12 protein-coding genes and 1 pseudogene are annotated in these 13,609 nt (G+C 45.6%); all 13 read right to left on the bottom strand.

Annotated features, from left to right (window positions below; all coding sequences use genetic code 11):
* Positions 1 to 7 precede the first annotated feature (7 nt).
* The 13 genes and pseudogenes from BC343_RS21380 to BC343_RS21315 all read right to left on the bottom strand — a co-directional run bounded on the left by BC343_RS21380 (position 8) and on the right by BC343_RS21315 (position 13,608).
* Positions 8 to 559, bottom strand: coding sequence for a WcaF family extracellular polysaccharide biosynthesis acetyltransferase (locus BC343_RS21380; RefSeq protein WP_078349821.1), 552 nt, complete (start codon positions 557 to 559; stop codon positions 8 to 10).
* Positions 546 to 1,953 (bottom strand): annotated as a pseudogene (gene xrtY, locus BC343_RS32055) (exosortase Y). Before xrtY ends, BC343_RS21380 begins: the two are co-directional and overlap by 14 nt.
* Positions 1,950 to 2,570 carry a class I SAM-dependent methyltransferase gene (locus BC343_RS21365; RefSeq protein WP_078349818.1) on the bottom strand — a complete coding sequence of 207 codons (621 nt, stop codon included), beginning with the start codon at positions 2,568 to 2,570 and terminating at the stop codon, positions 1,950 to 1,952. The pseudogene xrtY and the gene BC343_RS21365 overlap by 4 nt, the downstream one beginning before the upstream one ends.
* Positions 2,567 to 3,700 (bottom strand): XrtY-associated glycosyltransferase XYAG1, encoded by a 1,134-nt coding sequence (locus BC343_RS21360; protein ID WP_078349817.1) that lies wholly within the window; start codon positions 3,698 to 3,700, stop codon positions 2,567 to 2,569. Before BC343_RS21360 ends, BC343_RS21365 begins: the two co-directional genes overlap by 4 nt.
* Positions 3,697 to 5,091, bottom strand: a complete 1,395-nt coding sequence (locus BC343_RS21355) for an exosortase Y-associated Wzy-like protein (protein WP_078349816.1) — start codon at positions 5,089 to 5,091, stop codon at positions 3,697 to 3,699. Before BC343_RS21355 ends, BC343_RS21360 begins: the two co-directional genes overlap by 4 nt.
* 27 nt (positions 5,092 to 5,118) lie before the next feature.
* Complete coding sequence (locus BC343_RS21350; protein ID WP_238381823.1) at positions 5,119 to 6,309, bottom strand: glycosyltransferase family 4 protein; 1,191 nt, start codon at positions 6,307 to 6,309, stop codon at positions 5,119 to 5,121.
* Positions 6,272 to 7,552, bottom strand: coding sequence for a glycosyltransferase (locus BC343_RS21345; protein ID WP_238381822.1), 1,281 nt, complete (start codon positions 7,550 to 7,552; stop codon positions 6,272 to 6,274). Before BC343_RS21345 ends, BC343_RS21350 begins: the two co-directional genes overlap by 38 nt.
* Before the next feature lie 10 nt (positions 7,553 to 7,562).
* Positions 7,563 to 8,525, bottom strand: coding sequence for a hypothetical protein (locus BC343_RS21340; protein ID WP_078349814.1), 963 nt, complete (start codon positions 8,523 to 8,525; stop codon positions 7,563 to 7,565).
* Positions 8,509 to 9,720 (bottom strand): glycosyltransferase family protein, encoded by a 1,212-nt coding sequence (locus BC343_RS21335; RefSeq protein ID WP_078349813.1) that lies wholly within the window; start codon positions 9,718 to 9,720, stop codon positions 8,509 to 8,511. Before BC343_RS21335 ends, BC343_RS21340 begins: the two co-directional genes overlap by 17 nt.
* Positions 9,721 to 10,881: a glycosyltransferase family protein gene (locus BC343_RS21330; RefSeq protein WP_143822296.1), complete on the bottom strand. Its 1,161-nt coding sequence runs from the start codon at positions 10,879 to 10,881 to the stop codon at positions 9,721 to 9,723.
* A 2-nt stretch (positions 10,882 to 10,883) separates the two neighbouring features.
* Positions 10,884 to 11,597 (bottom strand): FkbM family methyltransferase, encoded by a 714-nt coding sequence (locus BC343_RS21325; RefSeq protein WP_078349811.1) that lies wholly within the window; start codon positions 11,595 to 11,597, stop codon positions 10,884 to 10,886.
* Positions 11,598 to 11,618: 21 nt separating this feature from the next.
* A complete protein-coding gene (locus BC343_RS21320; protein ID WP_078349810.1) occupies positions 11,619 to 12,635 on the bottom strand; it encodes a glycosyltransferase family 2 protein in 1,017 nt (338 codons plus the stop codon).
* Positions 12,628 to 13,608 (bottom strand): glycosyltransferase family 10 domain-containing protein, encoded by a 981-nt coding sequence (locus BC343_RS21315; RefSeq protein WP_078349809.1) that lies wholly within the window; start codon positions 13,606 to 13,608, stop codon positions 12,628 to 12,630. Before BC343_RS21315 ends, BC343_RS21320 begins: the two co-directional genes overlap by 8 nt.
* Between the last annotated feature and the right edge of the window lies 1 nt (position 13,609).

Here is a 13,609-nt window from a genome sequence, read left to right as displayed (position 1 = left end):
GTGTATATTAACTTACCTCGCGGCCGCGCACTTTTACCGCCGGGTTGCCCTGGTAAATAGTATAAGGCTCTAAGTTTTTAGTAGCTACCGAGCCGCTGGTAAGTACTGCATGGCTGCCAATGGTAATTCCCTGGTTAACTATAGCACCGCAGCCTATCCAGGCACCATCTTCCAACACAATGCTGCCGGTAATTAAATCGAAGGTGTGTTTTTTGTAGTTATGGCTGCCCGTTTGTAAAATAGCCCCTTGCGAAAGGCATACATGGTTGCCAATGTTTACCATCACCAAATTATCAATCCAAACACCTTCGCCTACCCAGCTATGGTTACCTATGCGCAGTAGCCAGGGGTATTTTATATTAACCGAAGGCTTTATTACCACCCCTTTGCCAATACCTGCACCAAAAACTTTTAATAAAGCAGTTTTAAGCCCGTTAATTGGGAAAAGCGCAGTTTTAAAAAAAATAGCATTTACATAGTACCAAAGTAACCGCTTAATAGCCGTGCCGCCCGGATGGTAAGGGTGGTTGTTGTATATGGCCAGGTTAGTTTGCTGCATCGGGATTGGAAGCTTTGTGATTTATCCATTTATACAAAGCAATCATGATAATAATGTAAATGATAACATTAAAAATGGTATGATGGTCAATTATGCGGTTAAGGCTACGGTTCCAATAGAGGGCTAACAGCATAAACCGCACTATGTTAAGCGCTTGTATGCATAGCAGCCCGCTAAATAAAAACAGCAGCTTATGCTTTGTTTTTTTGGGATAGGTAATTACAAAAGCCGCAAAAAAACTCATTACCCCCAAACCCAGGCAAGTGTAAATAAGCTCGATAATGCCATGGTTAACCACCATTAGCTGTATGGCGCCGGCCTTTGCGGTAAAGCCAATTAAGTTTAGCAAAAAGGCCGAGGTGTGTAGCAACCCGGTACGCAACCAGGTGATGTAATTGAAATGCTGGTCTAAAAATTCGCTGTAGTTCCCTCCCGGGGAGGTAAGCCCAAAATAGAATATATTGAAATAGTAAAATACTAAAAACAGCAGGCCAAAACGCAAGGCGAATTTTAAAGCAATATTATTTTTTATCCCTATCTGCATCCCGTTGCTTTATCAGTTCGTCTATTTTAATATCAACCACCAGCCTAAACCAAAAACCTTGTAAAAAGTGGAATATAATGCCGGTGCGCCCGTCAAATATACCCAATTTAAAAACCATGCGGTATATGAAGTATACTGTTGGCCTTACATAGCGAGGCAGGCGCCACCACAATTGTTTTAGCCAGGCCGTGCGCTCATCCGGCGAGCCCCAAAATTTTGGCTTGATGGTTTGGTTACGTAAACCCAATATGCGTTCGGTTTCTTCCTGCGCCAGCAGGTCACTGTAGCGGTTATGTTTATCTATCCAAAAGCGGATATTATTTTCTTTCAGGTTTTCTTCCAGCAGGTGCCCTTTTTTCCAGATGATGATGTTACCGGGTACAATAAACCGGTGGTCCATATTTTCGTTCAGATCCGAGTAACCCACGCGGTAGCGGAACATTTTAAGCAGATAAAAAGGGTAGTAGCCACCAAAGCGCAGCCATTTACCCTTGAAAAAATTCTTTCGGTTAAAGTAGATGCCGCTTATGTTCTGGTAATCTGTATCTCTGAAATTTAGTAGCTGCTGCTGTAATTCGGGCGTTACTATTTGGTCGGCATCAAGGCATATTACCCAGGGCGTTTTTATGGGGAAGCTTTTTAGGGCGAAATCCCATTGTTTGGGATGGTTCTCAAATTTATGCACCAAAACTTTTGCCCCCGCAGCTTGCGCTATAGCAGTGGTTGTATCAGTACTAAACGAATCCAGTACAAACAACTCTGCATCAAACCCACTGATAGATTCCAGCAGGCGGGGTAAATGAATTTCTTCATTATAAGTTAGGATGATGAAGGAAAATTCGGTGTTCAATTAAGCTTTGCTTTAATGATCATTGATTTCCAAAGGTAAGGCATACGCCCGCAGCCTTCAAACTGTGTTACGGTAAAGCCCTTGTCGGTAAGTAAGCCCCCCAAAGTACTTGCCGACCACATTTTAATATGCCCACCCAGCCATACCGGGTTAAGGTGCTTATCCCATTTGTTGGTAAGGCTAAGCACCAGGTTTTTTAAATAGCCGTGGTATGGTGTGGAGATAATGATCTCGCCGCCGGGAGTGAGGGCCTGTTTGCAAAAGTCGATAAAGCTCTCCGGGTCGTAAAGGTGTTCAATAACTTCGGTAGATATTACGGTATCAAATTTCATGGCCTGCAACTCCGCAGGCAAACTATCAGTGCTCAAATCCTGTACAAAAAAGCGTCCCGGCGATGTTTGCTTAGCAATAGCAATGCCCTGTTCAGAGGCATCGGTACCGTAGGCATTGTAGCCTAAGTGCAGCAAATAGTTTACCAGGTAACCATTACCACAACCCAAATCCAATATGCTTTGGTTTTTAGTTTTATTAAGCATCTTAAGCAGCGGTTGCAGCATGTACTTAAAATTGTGGGTGATGTTGCCGCTGTTGAAATGGTATTCTTTGTATTCGCTCATTTTTGTAAAATGGTACGGTAAAACTCAATGTATCTTATTGCCAGCGCAGTGCCGGTAAAGTGCTCTCTTACCCTGCCCGGTGCAGTTTGCCTTATTTGTGCCAGCTGTTGATGTTGGTTTTGGGCTATATTATTTATAGCATCGCTTACCGACGCGGTATTTGTTTGGCATACCCAGCCAAGGTTTTCGCTCAGAACATAGCCGGCCAACCCAACGTTTTCGCTTATTAATACTGCGGTGCCAACGCTCAGGCTTTCCACCACCACATTGCCAAAGTTTTCGTCGTGGGAGGGCAATACCAGCAAGTGGTGCTGTTGCAATAATTCAAACTTATCGTCGCCATAAAAACCAGCCCAGGTAATGTTGCCCGCTACATCTGCAGCCAGCGTTTTAAGGTGATTTATATAGGCATCGTCGCCGGTGCCCGCTATGGTGAGGTGGTAGGGAACATCAATAGTTTTAAGGGCATTGATGAGGATATCCAACCCCTTTTTTTCTTCTATCCGTGAGAAGAAGAGAAGTTTAAAAACACTTTCTGCAGGTTGTGTATACTCCGGCCGCAATTCGTCGAGCTTTACAAAATTGGGTAGTTCGGTTACGCTTAGCGGCTGCAGCAATTTTTCCACGGCGCGGCTTTCATGTGCCGATGTGGTGTGTATATGGCTTTTGTCCAGGTAGCGTTTACCCATTAATTTATGGATAATGCTTTTAGCCCCCATATTTCTGCTACCGAAGGTATACGAACTTAGCATTCCCCGGGGAGATACCACTACCGGCACTTTACGGCCAAGTGCTATGCCGCAGGCCAGTACCGATACCAGGTTCCACCAGGCGTGTATGTGTATAATGTCGAAATCGCGGGCATGCTCCCAAACAGCGTTTAATAGCGCGGGCGAAAAATGCGTATGGTCTTTAGTAAGGCGCTTAAAATACCTTACGGGCACACCATCAATATTCACCGGTGTATCGGTAGCAACAGGCAATTCTGTTTTGCCGTTGGCCGTAGTGGTAAACACGCGCGACTCGATACCTGCGCCGGCCAGTTCTTCGCACAGCATAGCTACCGACATGGTGGGCCCGCCATAAATAAAGGCCGGTTTATAAGCAGCGGTAATGTGTAAGATCTTCAAACCTTCTTTAAAATTTTTTGGCGTATCATAACGTGGAAAACGCCAAGCATGCTCATGTAATCCCAAAACACCGAGTTAATGATAAACTCGAAACTAAGCCCCCGCCAAAATATTTGGAACAGCCCGCTAAAAATAAGCGCCGTGCCCAAAATATAGCCTCCAAAAAGCTCTTCGGCTTTGTTTGATATTAATTGTGCTATTGCGCCATATAAAAACATCGACAAAAATACCCCAAAGGTGCCTGCCGACAAGTAACCATCTACTATATAAGCGGGTTTTGCCGATACTTTTGAGTTTTTGTTTACTACACCTGCATTGTAAACACGCTCCATAACGAGGTCTTCGGTAATAGGTTTACCTTGCCAAAAAATACGGGGCACAATGGCAATTGCCGATTGTTCTAATAGCTTGGTGCCGTAATAGTCTACCGTTTCGGGCGTGCTTTTTACAAAGTTGGTAAACATATCAATTTCGCTTAGCCTGATGGTGAGGAAAGCCCAGGTTGTAGTATTATCACTCTCCAACGCTACATCAAGCGATTGCTGAGCCGCATCGTCGGCGGATGCATCGCCGCTCCAGGCCGTAGCACGGAAATTATTAACATAAGCAGGTAGCACTATAAATAACAGGAACAGCGCAGGCACAAACGTTATCAGTACCAATTTTTTGTAATTGGGGTATAAAAATATACCCAATACCAACACGCTGATAATAATAGGTTCTTTAAAACCTGAAGTGAGGGAGATGTAAAAGTTGAAGACGTATAAAATGCCGCAAATTACCGTATTAACAGTTTTTTTTAGCGGGATAGCAAAGGCGAGCGCAAGCGTACCGGCAATAAAGCTAAGGGCGCTAAATTGGATGGAGAACTGCGACAGCCCTGGTATTTTTGTAAGTATGTTAGATAACGGCAAGCTAATCAGTGCAATTTTCAGCAGCAGCGTGGCAAGCGAAGTTTTCTCGATGTAATATTTTTGCTTTTTAGGATACTTCATAAACATAAGCAACCCGCTTATGAAGGCAGCATGGCCCAGGCAATAGTACCGCTGGCACTGGGCGGTAAGCTCTAACTTATCTTTATCGATGGTAAATGCGCCAAGCGGCGCCTGGAACTCGTCGTACCCTAAAACGCTGAAAAAGTAGAATATGGAGGTGCAACAGGTATAGCCCGCAAAAATGATGTGCATAATAAACATAGGGCGCATTAGTTGCGAGCCAATGGGCCTATCTGTTGGTATGGGCCTTACCCAACCGGTGAGGGTTAAAAAGAAGATAACGAATGACCCAAGCCAGGCTATCCAATACGATAAATAAGCATCGCTGCTAAAAAGCGAAGCTAATATCCAGGGGATAAACAGTGCTATGTACCTTTCTAAATTTTTATCACCCATGTTTTTGTATCACAAGGCCGGTATAAATTAATGCCCGGCGCATACGGTTGCCTCTATTGCTTCGGCAATTTCCGAAAAATTATAATTAGCGATGATGCCTAACGACGCTTTTCCTAAAGTTGAAAGTATTTCGGCAGAAGTGCAGAGCGCCGCTAAACTGTTATATAACGCTTGCAGGTTTCCGGCTTCAAATATTTCGCCGTTGTGCCCCGGCCTCACAAGGTCAATTGCGCAGCCTGTTTTGTTTGATGCGAGTATAGCTTTGCCGCATGCCATGGCCTCGTTAATGGCAAGCCCCCAGGTTTCGTTAGGTCCGGCAGAGGGAAGGCAAAACAAATTGCAGGCCTGGTAAAGTACCGGCATGGCCGATTGGTTTTGAAACCCCATAAAGTGGATGCGCGGATGGGCTTTTGCTCTTTCTTTCAGTGCGGTTTCTAATTCACCGTTACCTGCTATCAATAAATGAACGCCGGCTTTGTTTAGTTTCATGAAAGCTTCGAGTAGCAAATCCGGGCTTTTTTTGCTTTCGAGTTTGCCGGCAAACAAAACTAAAATTTCGTCTTCAACAATGCCTAAGCTTTGCCTTAAAGCAATTGCCTCGTTAGTACGTGAGGCGGCAAAGCGTTGGTTATCTACCGCATGGGGTGCAAATACCAATTGCTTATCGGTTAATCCGTATTTTTCAAAGTAAGCCTTAGTATTGGTGCCGGGGTACAGGGCATAATTAACATGGCTATACACCCAACGCAGGTACAACAAGCGCAGCATGCTTTTTAGTCCCGGTTTTTGGTCTAACAGGGTAGAGTCGCCACGGAAGAGCACCGGTATCTTGTCGTTAAAATGCTTCAATACTGCTAAATGGCTGCGGTAAGCCCAGCCAATAACCAGCAGTGCACTGGGTTGCCATTGGCTTATGGCATCAATAAGACCCGGATTCACAATGCCCGCTGCATGGTGCGAGCCGGGTTCTGCCGCAATATTTTCTACAAATTCGTATTCATACCCATTAAGCAGCGGTATATCCCAATTTACATCGCGCCCAAAACCGGGGTCGTTTTTGGGGCCATCGGCAGCCTGGCTCCAGGTGTAAAATACTTTAATGCTAATGTTGCCCCTTTGCGCCAGTAATTGAAAAATTGGCGCATAATATTGTATAGGATGAGTGGTAACAATAGCTAATTTACGCATGCTGGCCAATGGCTTGGTTAAAAAGTGCACATTGTAAACCTGTTTTGGTTTGTGCTGAGTGCGCATTTAGAGCATCAGTATTGAGGCTGATGGTTTTGTTTGGGCTCGTTTGTAAAGCATACAAGAAGCCATGAATGTCCTGCTCGCTTATATCCTCGTAATTGTAAACGGTATTGATACCCGTTTCTTTCAGCACGCCTATTGCCGAGCTTTGCTTGTTAAAAATTGCCAGTATGGGTTTGCGCGCCAGTAAGTAAGGGTAAATTTTTGATGCTGTGTATTTGGCATCGTCCGAACCGGGAACGAACAGCGCATCAGCCTGAAGTAGTGTAGCCAGCGAGCGGTAATAACTTATCCTGTCGGTAATTTCCGTAACCGCTGTTGCTAACCCAAAACTTTCAGCAAGCGGCATAATGCTTGGCTTACCCTGCCCGGCGGGGGCATAGCTGGTGCCGATGAAATAGAATTTGAACCGTGAAAAAAAGCCAGCATCTGTTCGCATGCCATTGGCCAGCGCCTTAAAAACAGGCGTAATGGCTTTATGCATATCCGCGCCGCCCCGCCCTACGTAAACAATATTGATCCGGGCTGTATCTAACAAGTTTTCAAATTCGCGTTCGTGCGCCGCCGCAATATCCATATCCGGCGCAAACATCCCGAAAGTGATAGTTGCTGCATGGATATCTTTTATTTGCGGGTAGCGGTTCTTCAGGTCAGTAATGTATTGGTCCGATACCGCTATAAGTCCTTCTGCTTTTTTTAGGGCCATAGGCTCCATGTATTTATTGAGCCGGTATGAGAACCAATATTTAGGCGGCCGCTGGCTCTTGGGCTTATCGCGATAGTATTCGGAGTGCCAAGGGTCCTGCATATCTATCACATAGGGCACACCAAATTTGCGTTTCCAGTAAGCACCCAACACGCACACCGGGAATTGCGTAGTAGAGAAATATATAAGGTCGAATTTCTCCCGTTTGAGCAATTGGTTCACATAAAGGCGGTAATACCACAGCGAACGGAGAGCTATACTACCCAAACCCAATTTGCTTGTAAGGCCTTTATTCAGTGCTTTTACTTTATGCACTTTTATGGTAGGGGGGAGGCTTTGCAGTAGCAGATCATCCTGCCCCATATCGCTATACCGGGTATCAACGGCCACTACCTCGGCACTCCAGTCAAATTCTTCAAAGTAGGGTAGGCTGGTGCGTACCCGGTGCATATCTGCCGCGTTTACCGGCGGGAAGTATGGTGATATGATGAGTACGCGTTTCAAAAAAAACTTATTAAAATTTCTTCCTTTTCCACCAACGGTTGGCTTTCAATTTTGCACGCGCCTCGCTCCAGTCGCAAACTGCATCTATAATATCATAAAAGCCTTGTTGCTCGGCAGGTAGTTGGTTTTGCTCCACTCGTTCTATCAATTCCGGCAAGTTATCATAAAAGTCTTTAGTACGGTATGGCGGGTGTAACGACCATACACCCTCGCCGCTACCTAAAAAGTCTACCCGTTTTTGCCCGTTGTGACGCATGTAGGCCGATATTAACACCTCGGGTAGCTCGGCATTGGCGTTGCCCTGCACTATGGCTTTTAACTGGCTGCGCAGGTTGGGTTTTTTTAGCGATAGCTTTTCCGACAAGAACTTCGACCGGTTTATCATGAACAGCCTTGTGCTCATACCGTCAAACTCGAAAGTATAAGGGGCAACTTTTTTTGCCGACGGTTGCCACACCAGTATTCCCTCGGTATGAGGCGGGCCTGGCAGGGGCGAGGCTACCAAAAATTCGGGGTTGCCTTGCAGTTTATCCACCGCTTCTGCTATCCACATTTGGCTGCCTCCGCCTAAAAATATGTCCGAATCGAGATGGAAAACGTAGTTGTGGCTTGCTTTATACAAACCATAAAAGTAAGCGTAAAACGGACCGCCCCTAAAATCCTTATCGGGAATGTATTGCCCGCCAAAAAAGTATTCTGCAATTTGTTTTTTTACGGCCGGGCTATAATCCACCGGTGCAATTGTTATCGGGAAAGTTTTTTTTATATCCTCCAACAGCCCATCCATCCGCTCTTTATTTTCGGCCCAGTTGGCGGCAAAGCGGCCTTTGCTGGCGCGGGTGTCAACCACCAGCAGTACTTCATCAACCTGTTCGGCAAGCGTTTTAAGCTGATGAGGCAATATAAATTTTGCGTGAGGGTAATCCCCGGGTGCCAGGTTTATTTGCAGGGTTACTTTATTTGCCAATGGCATCGCTTACCAGTTTCAATAGCTTTACCGATTCGGTTTCCCAATTATAATATTTAGCTGCCTCGTGTGCTCTCTCAGCACTTTGCACCAGTGCAGAAGGATCGCTTAGCCAGCTCTCTAACAATTTAATGCTTTGGACCTTGTCGTTTTTGCGGAGCATAATACCAGGGTTAAAAACCTCAAATGCTTCTGCTTGCCCGGCCGTTTCGGTAGCTATAACGGGCAGGCCGGTCTGTATGTACTGAAAGAATTTATTGGTGATAGTGTAGTTGCGGCTTAAAGGGTGGGTGTTTTCCAAGGCCAGGCCTATATCAAATTCGGCTATCCTATCCATCAGGCTGCCCTCGGGCACCAGCGGATGGAAGTGTACGCTATGCTGCGGAGCAACCAGTACTAGTAGTTGTGTTTTATACGCTGCATCAATAGCACCCAGCAAATGAATTTCTACACCGGTTTTAATATCGGTCAATAGCGAAATAAATTCCTCCAGCCCACGGCCCGGCCCAATAGTTTGCGAAAACCATAGCAAACGCAGGGGTGGGGCTGTGTTTGGTTCAGCGGCCTTTAGCTTTGGCGAAGGGAATACGTTGTAAATCACCGAAGCTATGTTACCACCATAGCGGTTATATAATATATCGGCAAGGGCGTGCGAGGTGGTAATGGTGTAGGCCCCTTTGCTTAATGCCATAGCTTCGGCCTGTTCTAAAAGTTCGATAGGGCGGCCTTGTTGTGCCTCGGGCAATAGATCTTCCGAGTACCAATCTTCCAGGTCGAATGCCACTTTATACCCCTGTTTTAGTAGCGCCATGCCTACGCAGGTTGGCATTTCCTGGTGGCATATATAAAGCGCGGCGACGAGCTCCTTGCTTTTCTTAAGATATTGCCCGTACCTGTAGCCCAATGCGTAAGGTGTTTGCAGCAGCTCGTATTTCACCAGCAGTTTTGCCACTTTGTTGGTAGCACGATTAATAAATGACCGGAAGTTTCGGGCTGAATTATCGGCAATGATATGCAGCTGCACGCCGGTATCGCTTATTGCTTTTTGGTCTTCGTGCAATAGCGTTGCCGAATATATTGATGTAAGCACATGCACCGCATAACCATTCTGAGCAAGGGTTACCGCCTCCTTTAACACCCTTGGGTTGCGGCAAAGGTGCGATTGCGTAATGATGCAGATAATGGATTTTGCGGTATCCAATTACTTAAAAATTGCTGCTTTTATTTTTTGTAGCGAAACGGGTATTGAGTGTTCATTTAATGCCCGCTGCTGGCCTGATGCCCGCAATGCCTTACGCATTTGTTCATCTTTTAACAGCCGATTGGCCTGTTGTACTAATTCATCGGCGGTTTTGTAGGTAAGTATTTCTTTTTCCGCCTCGTAAAGCGAGTTTAGCCCTTCGCAATATTCGGTTAAATAACAGGCACCAAGCATAGGTGCCTCAATATCGCGCAGGCGCGAATAGGTTAGCGGGTTTGTATGTAGCCTTTTATGGCTTGGCACCCGGTTTATACCCAGCGTTATAGCGCTGCTTTGGGTTATGGTTATATATTCCTCGTGCCCTGGCTTTGCTGCTATATATGCCTCGCCCACCTCAAATACAGCAGATTGGCTAAGCTGTTGCAGATGTTTTATAGCGTAACCTTTTAAGCCATGTTGTTTGATAAAACCGGCCTGGTTGCCAATTTTTTTTAATACTGAAGCAGGGTGCGGCACCGTTTGTACGGATGATTCGGGCTGCCAGCCCGAACCACGAACCGTAATGTTAAGCCCCTTTGCTATCGCTTCGCCGAGCAGGTTTTGGCGCAAGTTATCTTTAGAGCCAATGAATGATATTTGCTGCGGATTTTCGTTAGGTAGCGTGTTGCGGTATTTTTTATCTACCCACATGGGCATAGGCAGGTGGATGTAATTAACCTTAGCCTCTTTATACATCGCCAGGGCTTCGTATTCGGGCACCCACATTCGGTCGAACACTTTAAACGCGGCGGGTACTTTGCTAAACTCCCTTACGTTATCGCAATAGAAATTTACGCAGGGGATGCCCCATTGTTGTATCTGCGCAATGGCGGTTGTATCTACTTGTTGAGGGTACAAATAGCACAGGAAAATATCAATTTTAGCAAGGTTGTTTTTGATGAAAGCCAAGGTGCTTTCCCATATTTTACTACTCCAGTCTTTCAATTCTGCAGAGCCAACCGGATGAGTTAGTCCGGCAGCCCAGTCAGCATCGGGTACTTCCAGCCATTGCATACCTGCTTCTTCTATGCCGTTTTTAATGTAGTGCTGCCAAAAACGGTAGGCGGGTATATGATGCGGCTCGGGGCCGGTATCCTGCAAAAAAGAAAGGAGTATACTCAAAATTAAGCGCTGGCTGCTGCGGTTAAACTGTTGTGGACGAATATGCTATTAATATGGGTATCGGCATATAAGGTGTATCCATTTTGGCTCAGCAAATTGGATATGCCTGTATCCTTAGCTCCGCTAAGGTTGCTTGAATAGCTTACCGTTTCTACACAAATAATGCCCGGTTTGTATTTCTCAAAATCTATCGACTGCAGGATAGAATGATCCAGCCCCTCTACATCCAGCGAAACAATTACAGGTTTGTTATGGTCAAAGTACTGGGCAAAAAGCTCATTTACCGATATCAGCGGTACACGCACTTTTTTCAGTATTATGCGTTTGTGCTCAACAACCATTCTGTTGGCTTCAGTTTCCGAGAAAGTGTTCAGTACCGAGTCGTCCATAATAAAAAAGTCGGCAGCGGTTTGGCTTTCAACAGCTACGCCCCGGGGAATCAGGATGTCTCCCGGGCGGCGTTTTTTAATTTCTGCGTGAAGCGCCGGATCGGGTTCTAAACATACACCCCTGAAATTATTCATATAAAGCAGGTACGTGTTGTTCATGTTGCAGGGATGGTTGGTGCCGATATCAAAATACTGCACATCTTTCAGTTTGAGCGAATGGATGAGGAACATCATAATACAGTCTTCGCCGCACTGCGAAAATGAAGGCTTGAAACTTGAAGTAGTTAAGCGCCTATAGATTTTTTGGGCAACTAATAATAAATTCATGCGATGTAATTTTTGGGACCCTTAGCTATTGGTTACCCTATTGCTTGTTGCATACCGCAGGCGGTTATAGGCTTGTTTTATGCCGGCCATCAATTTCCAGCCAACTACAGGCATCAATAATTTTGTGAGGCCCCCTGCGTGGTATTTAAGGTTTGCACCGCCGAGTAACTTCACGTTGGCCTCGGCTCGTTTGATAAGCTGTGGTACGGCAGGGTAGAAGTTGTATATATAGCTCTGCCAAACATTGGCGCAAGCCTGCTGCATTCTTTTGCTGTTGTTAACAGCCAGTAAGCTCCCCGTCCCTTTTTCTATCGAACGGAACGCTGATTTGAGCGATTCGGCCGATTTGGTATCAGAAAGGCTGCCGGATATGCCAGAACGGTAGTATAAAATAGCATCGCGCTCAAACAACACTTGCTTGCCCGCGAGTAGTACGCGCGCAAAAAAATCAAAGTCGTTAATAAGGCTCAGGCTCTCGTCCCACAGGCCCGAGCGCTCTAATATGGGGCGGGGGATAAGCCATAAGGCACACTGCATCATAGATGCGCCGCTTCCCCATGCCATTGCCAGCCATTCGTCGGGCGGCATATCCTGCCAAACTTCTTCGGGGTTGAGTTTAAATGTGGCCAGGTCGTCGTTATAAAACCTGCCCCATGCGGCAGAAGCTACAGCATCGGTACGGTTTCCTAAACGTTCAACCTGTTTTTGGATAAACGTTGGCGATATCATGTCATCGGCATCCATAAACTTAATAAGGTGGCCCGTTGCTGCCTTGTAGGCGGCATTAGCGGCAGCGCATTGCCCTTTGTTTTCCTGGTGGATAACCGTAAGGCGGCTATCTGTAATTTTCGCCAGTTGCTCAGCAGTCCCGTCGGCCGAGCCATCGTTTACCACAATAAGCTGGATATACGGGTAAGTTTGGCCTAAAACCGATTGCACGGCTTCGGTGATATACTTTTCGGCATTGTAGGCCGGCATACATACAGAAACCAATGGCTGTTTTTCGCCGGCAGGGTTTACTGTTGCGGTATCAGCCACTTTGCTTTTTATTAGTTAACCTCATCAACATGCCCGCCGGAATAGCAGCCAACCTGCGAAGCTTTGCATTAACCGCATCCGCAGCAAGAATAAGCCTGTAGTAAGTAGGGCGCACCATCTGCCGCAGTTTGCGTTTGCGATTGAAATGGTAGGCCACTATCTCGTCCAGCCTTTTCAGTATGTTGTCTTCGTTTACATATTCGTTCACCTCGTCGTTTGTAAAAACGGGTTCGCGCAAGTATTGCTTGTATAACTCATCATCGTTATCTACCGCAATAACATGTTCTATCACTTTATCGAATGAAGTAAAGTCAGCGCTATTTATAAATGCTTTTGTATTAAAATCTCTATCCACATTCGGGTCGCCCCAGTAAATGGGTACGCAATGCTGAATAAAGGGTTCGTATATTTTCTCGGTAGTGTAGCCCGGATAAGATGTGTTCTCGAAAGCAATTACGAACTTATACTTGCGTATAAATTCATGTTTATCATCCACAACATATCCAATATTATTACGGAACTGCCCGCCCGAATCAACCTTTTTGTATTTGGAAAGTGCCTCAAAAAAATCGTTGCGTGTTGCGCATTTGCCGTTGGTTACCAAAAAACAACAGAAGCCGTTTTTTTCTGCCAGTATTTTCTCCGTATCAATAGTACGATGGGTTAGTTTCTTTACATCGTGATAAAGCGCATAAAGGGGCAGCCGGTAGTTGCGCGGGGTATTGTAACCATAGCTAAAGGCAAAGTCGCAAAGCATAAAATTGGGCTTCTCGTTTTCGCCGGTGTAGTATATTTTGGTGCAACGGTACTTGGTGTGGTCGGTGCCGCCTACCGAGTAAAACAGCAGGTCGGGCTCTTCTGATATTTCTATCCGATAGTTTTTAGCCAGCAGGTTATAAAAGAAATTATCCGTTTTATTTAACGATGCCCAAAAGCCAGTAAAGTTTATTTTAAGTGCCGGTTTATTGCTCAAA

Origin of the sequence: Mucilaginibacter pedocola, from assembly GCF_002013915.1 — a bacterium.
In the GTDB taxonomy this organism is placed as follows: Bacteria; Bacteroidota; Bacteroidia; order Sphingobacteriales; family Sphingobacteriaceae; genus Mucilaginibacter; species Mucilaginibacter pedocola.
The sequence above is the reverse complement of the archived record's forward strand: the minus strand, read 5'-3'. Positions and strand labels throughout refer to the sequence as shown.

Bases quoted from the DNA above. Each gene is read 5' to 3' on its own strand.
- BC343_RS21365 (WP_078349818.1), bottom strand. From the start codon at position 2,570: ATGAGCGAATACAAAGAATACCATTTCAACAGCGGCAACATCACCCAC.
- BC343_RS21340 (WP_078349814.1), bottom strand. From the start codon at position 8,525: ATGCCATTGGCAAATAAAGTAACCCTGCAAATAAACCTGGCACCCGGG.
- BC343_RS21355 (WP_078349816.1), bottom strand. From the start codon at position 5,091: ATGGGTGATAAAAATTTAGAAAGGTACATAGCACTGTTTATCCCCTGG.
- BC343_RS21325 (WP_078349811.1), bottom strand. From the start codon at position 11,597: ATGAATTTATTATTAGTTGCCCAAAAAATCTATAGGCGCTTAACTACT.
- BC343_RS21380 (WP_078349821.1), bottom strand. From the start codon at position 559: ATGCAGCAAACTAACCTGGCCATATACAACAACCACCCTTACCATCCG.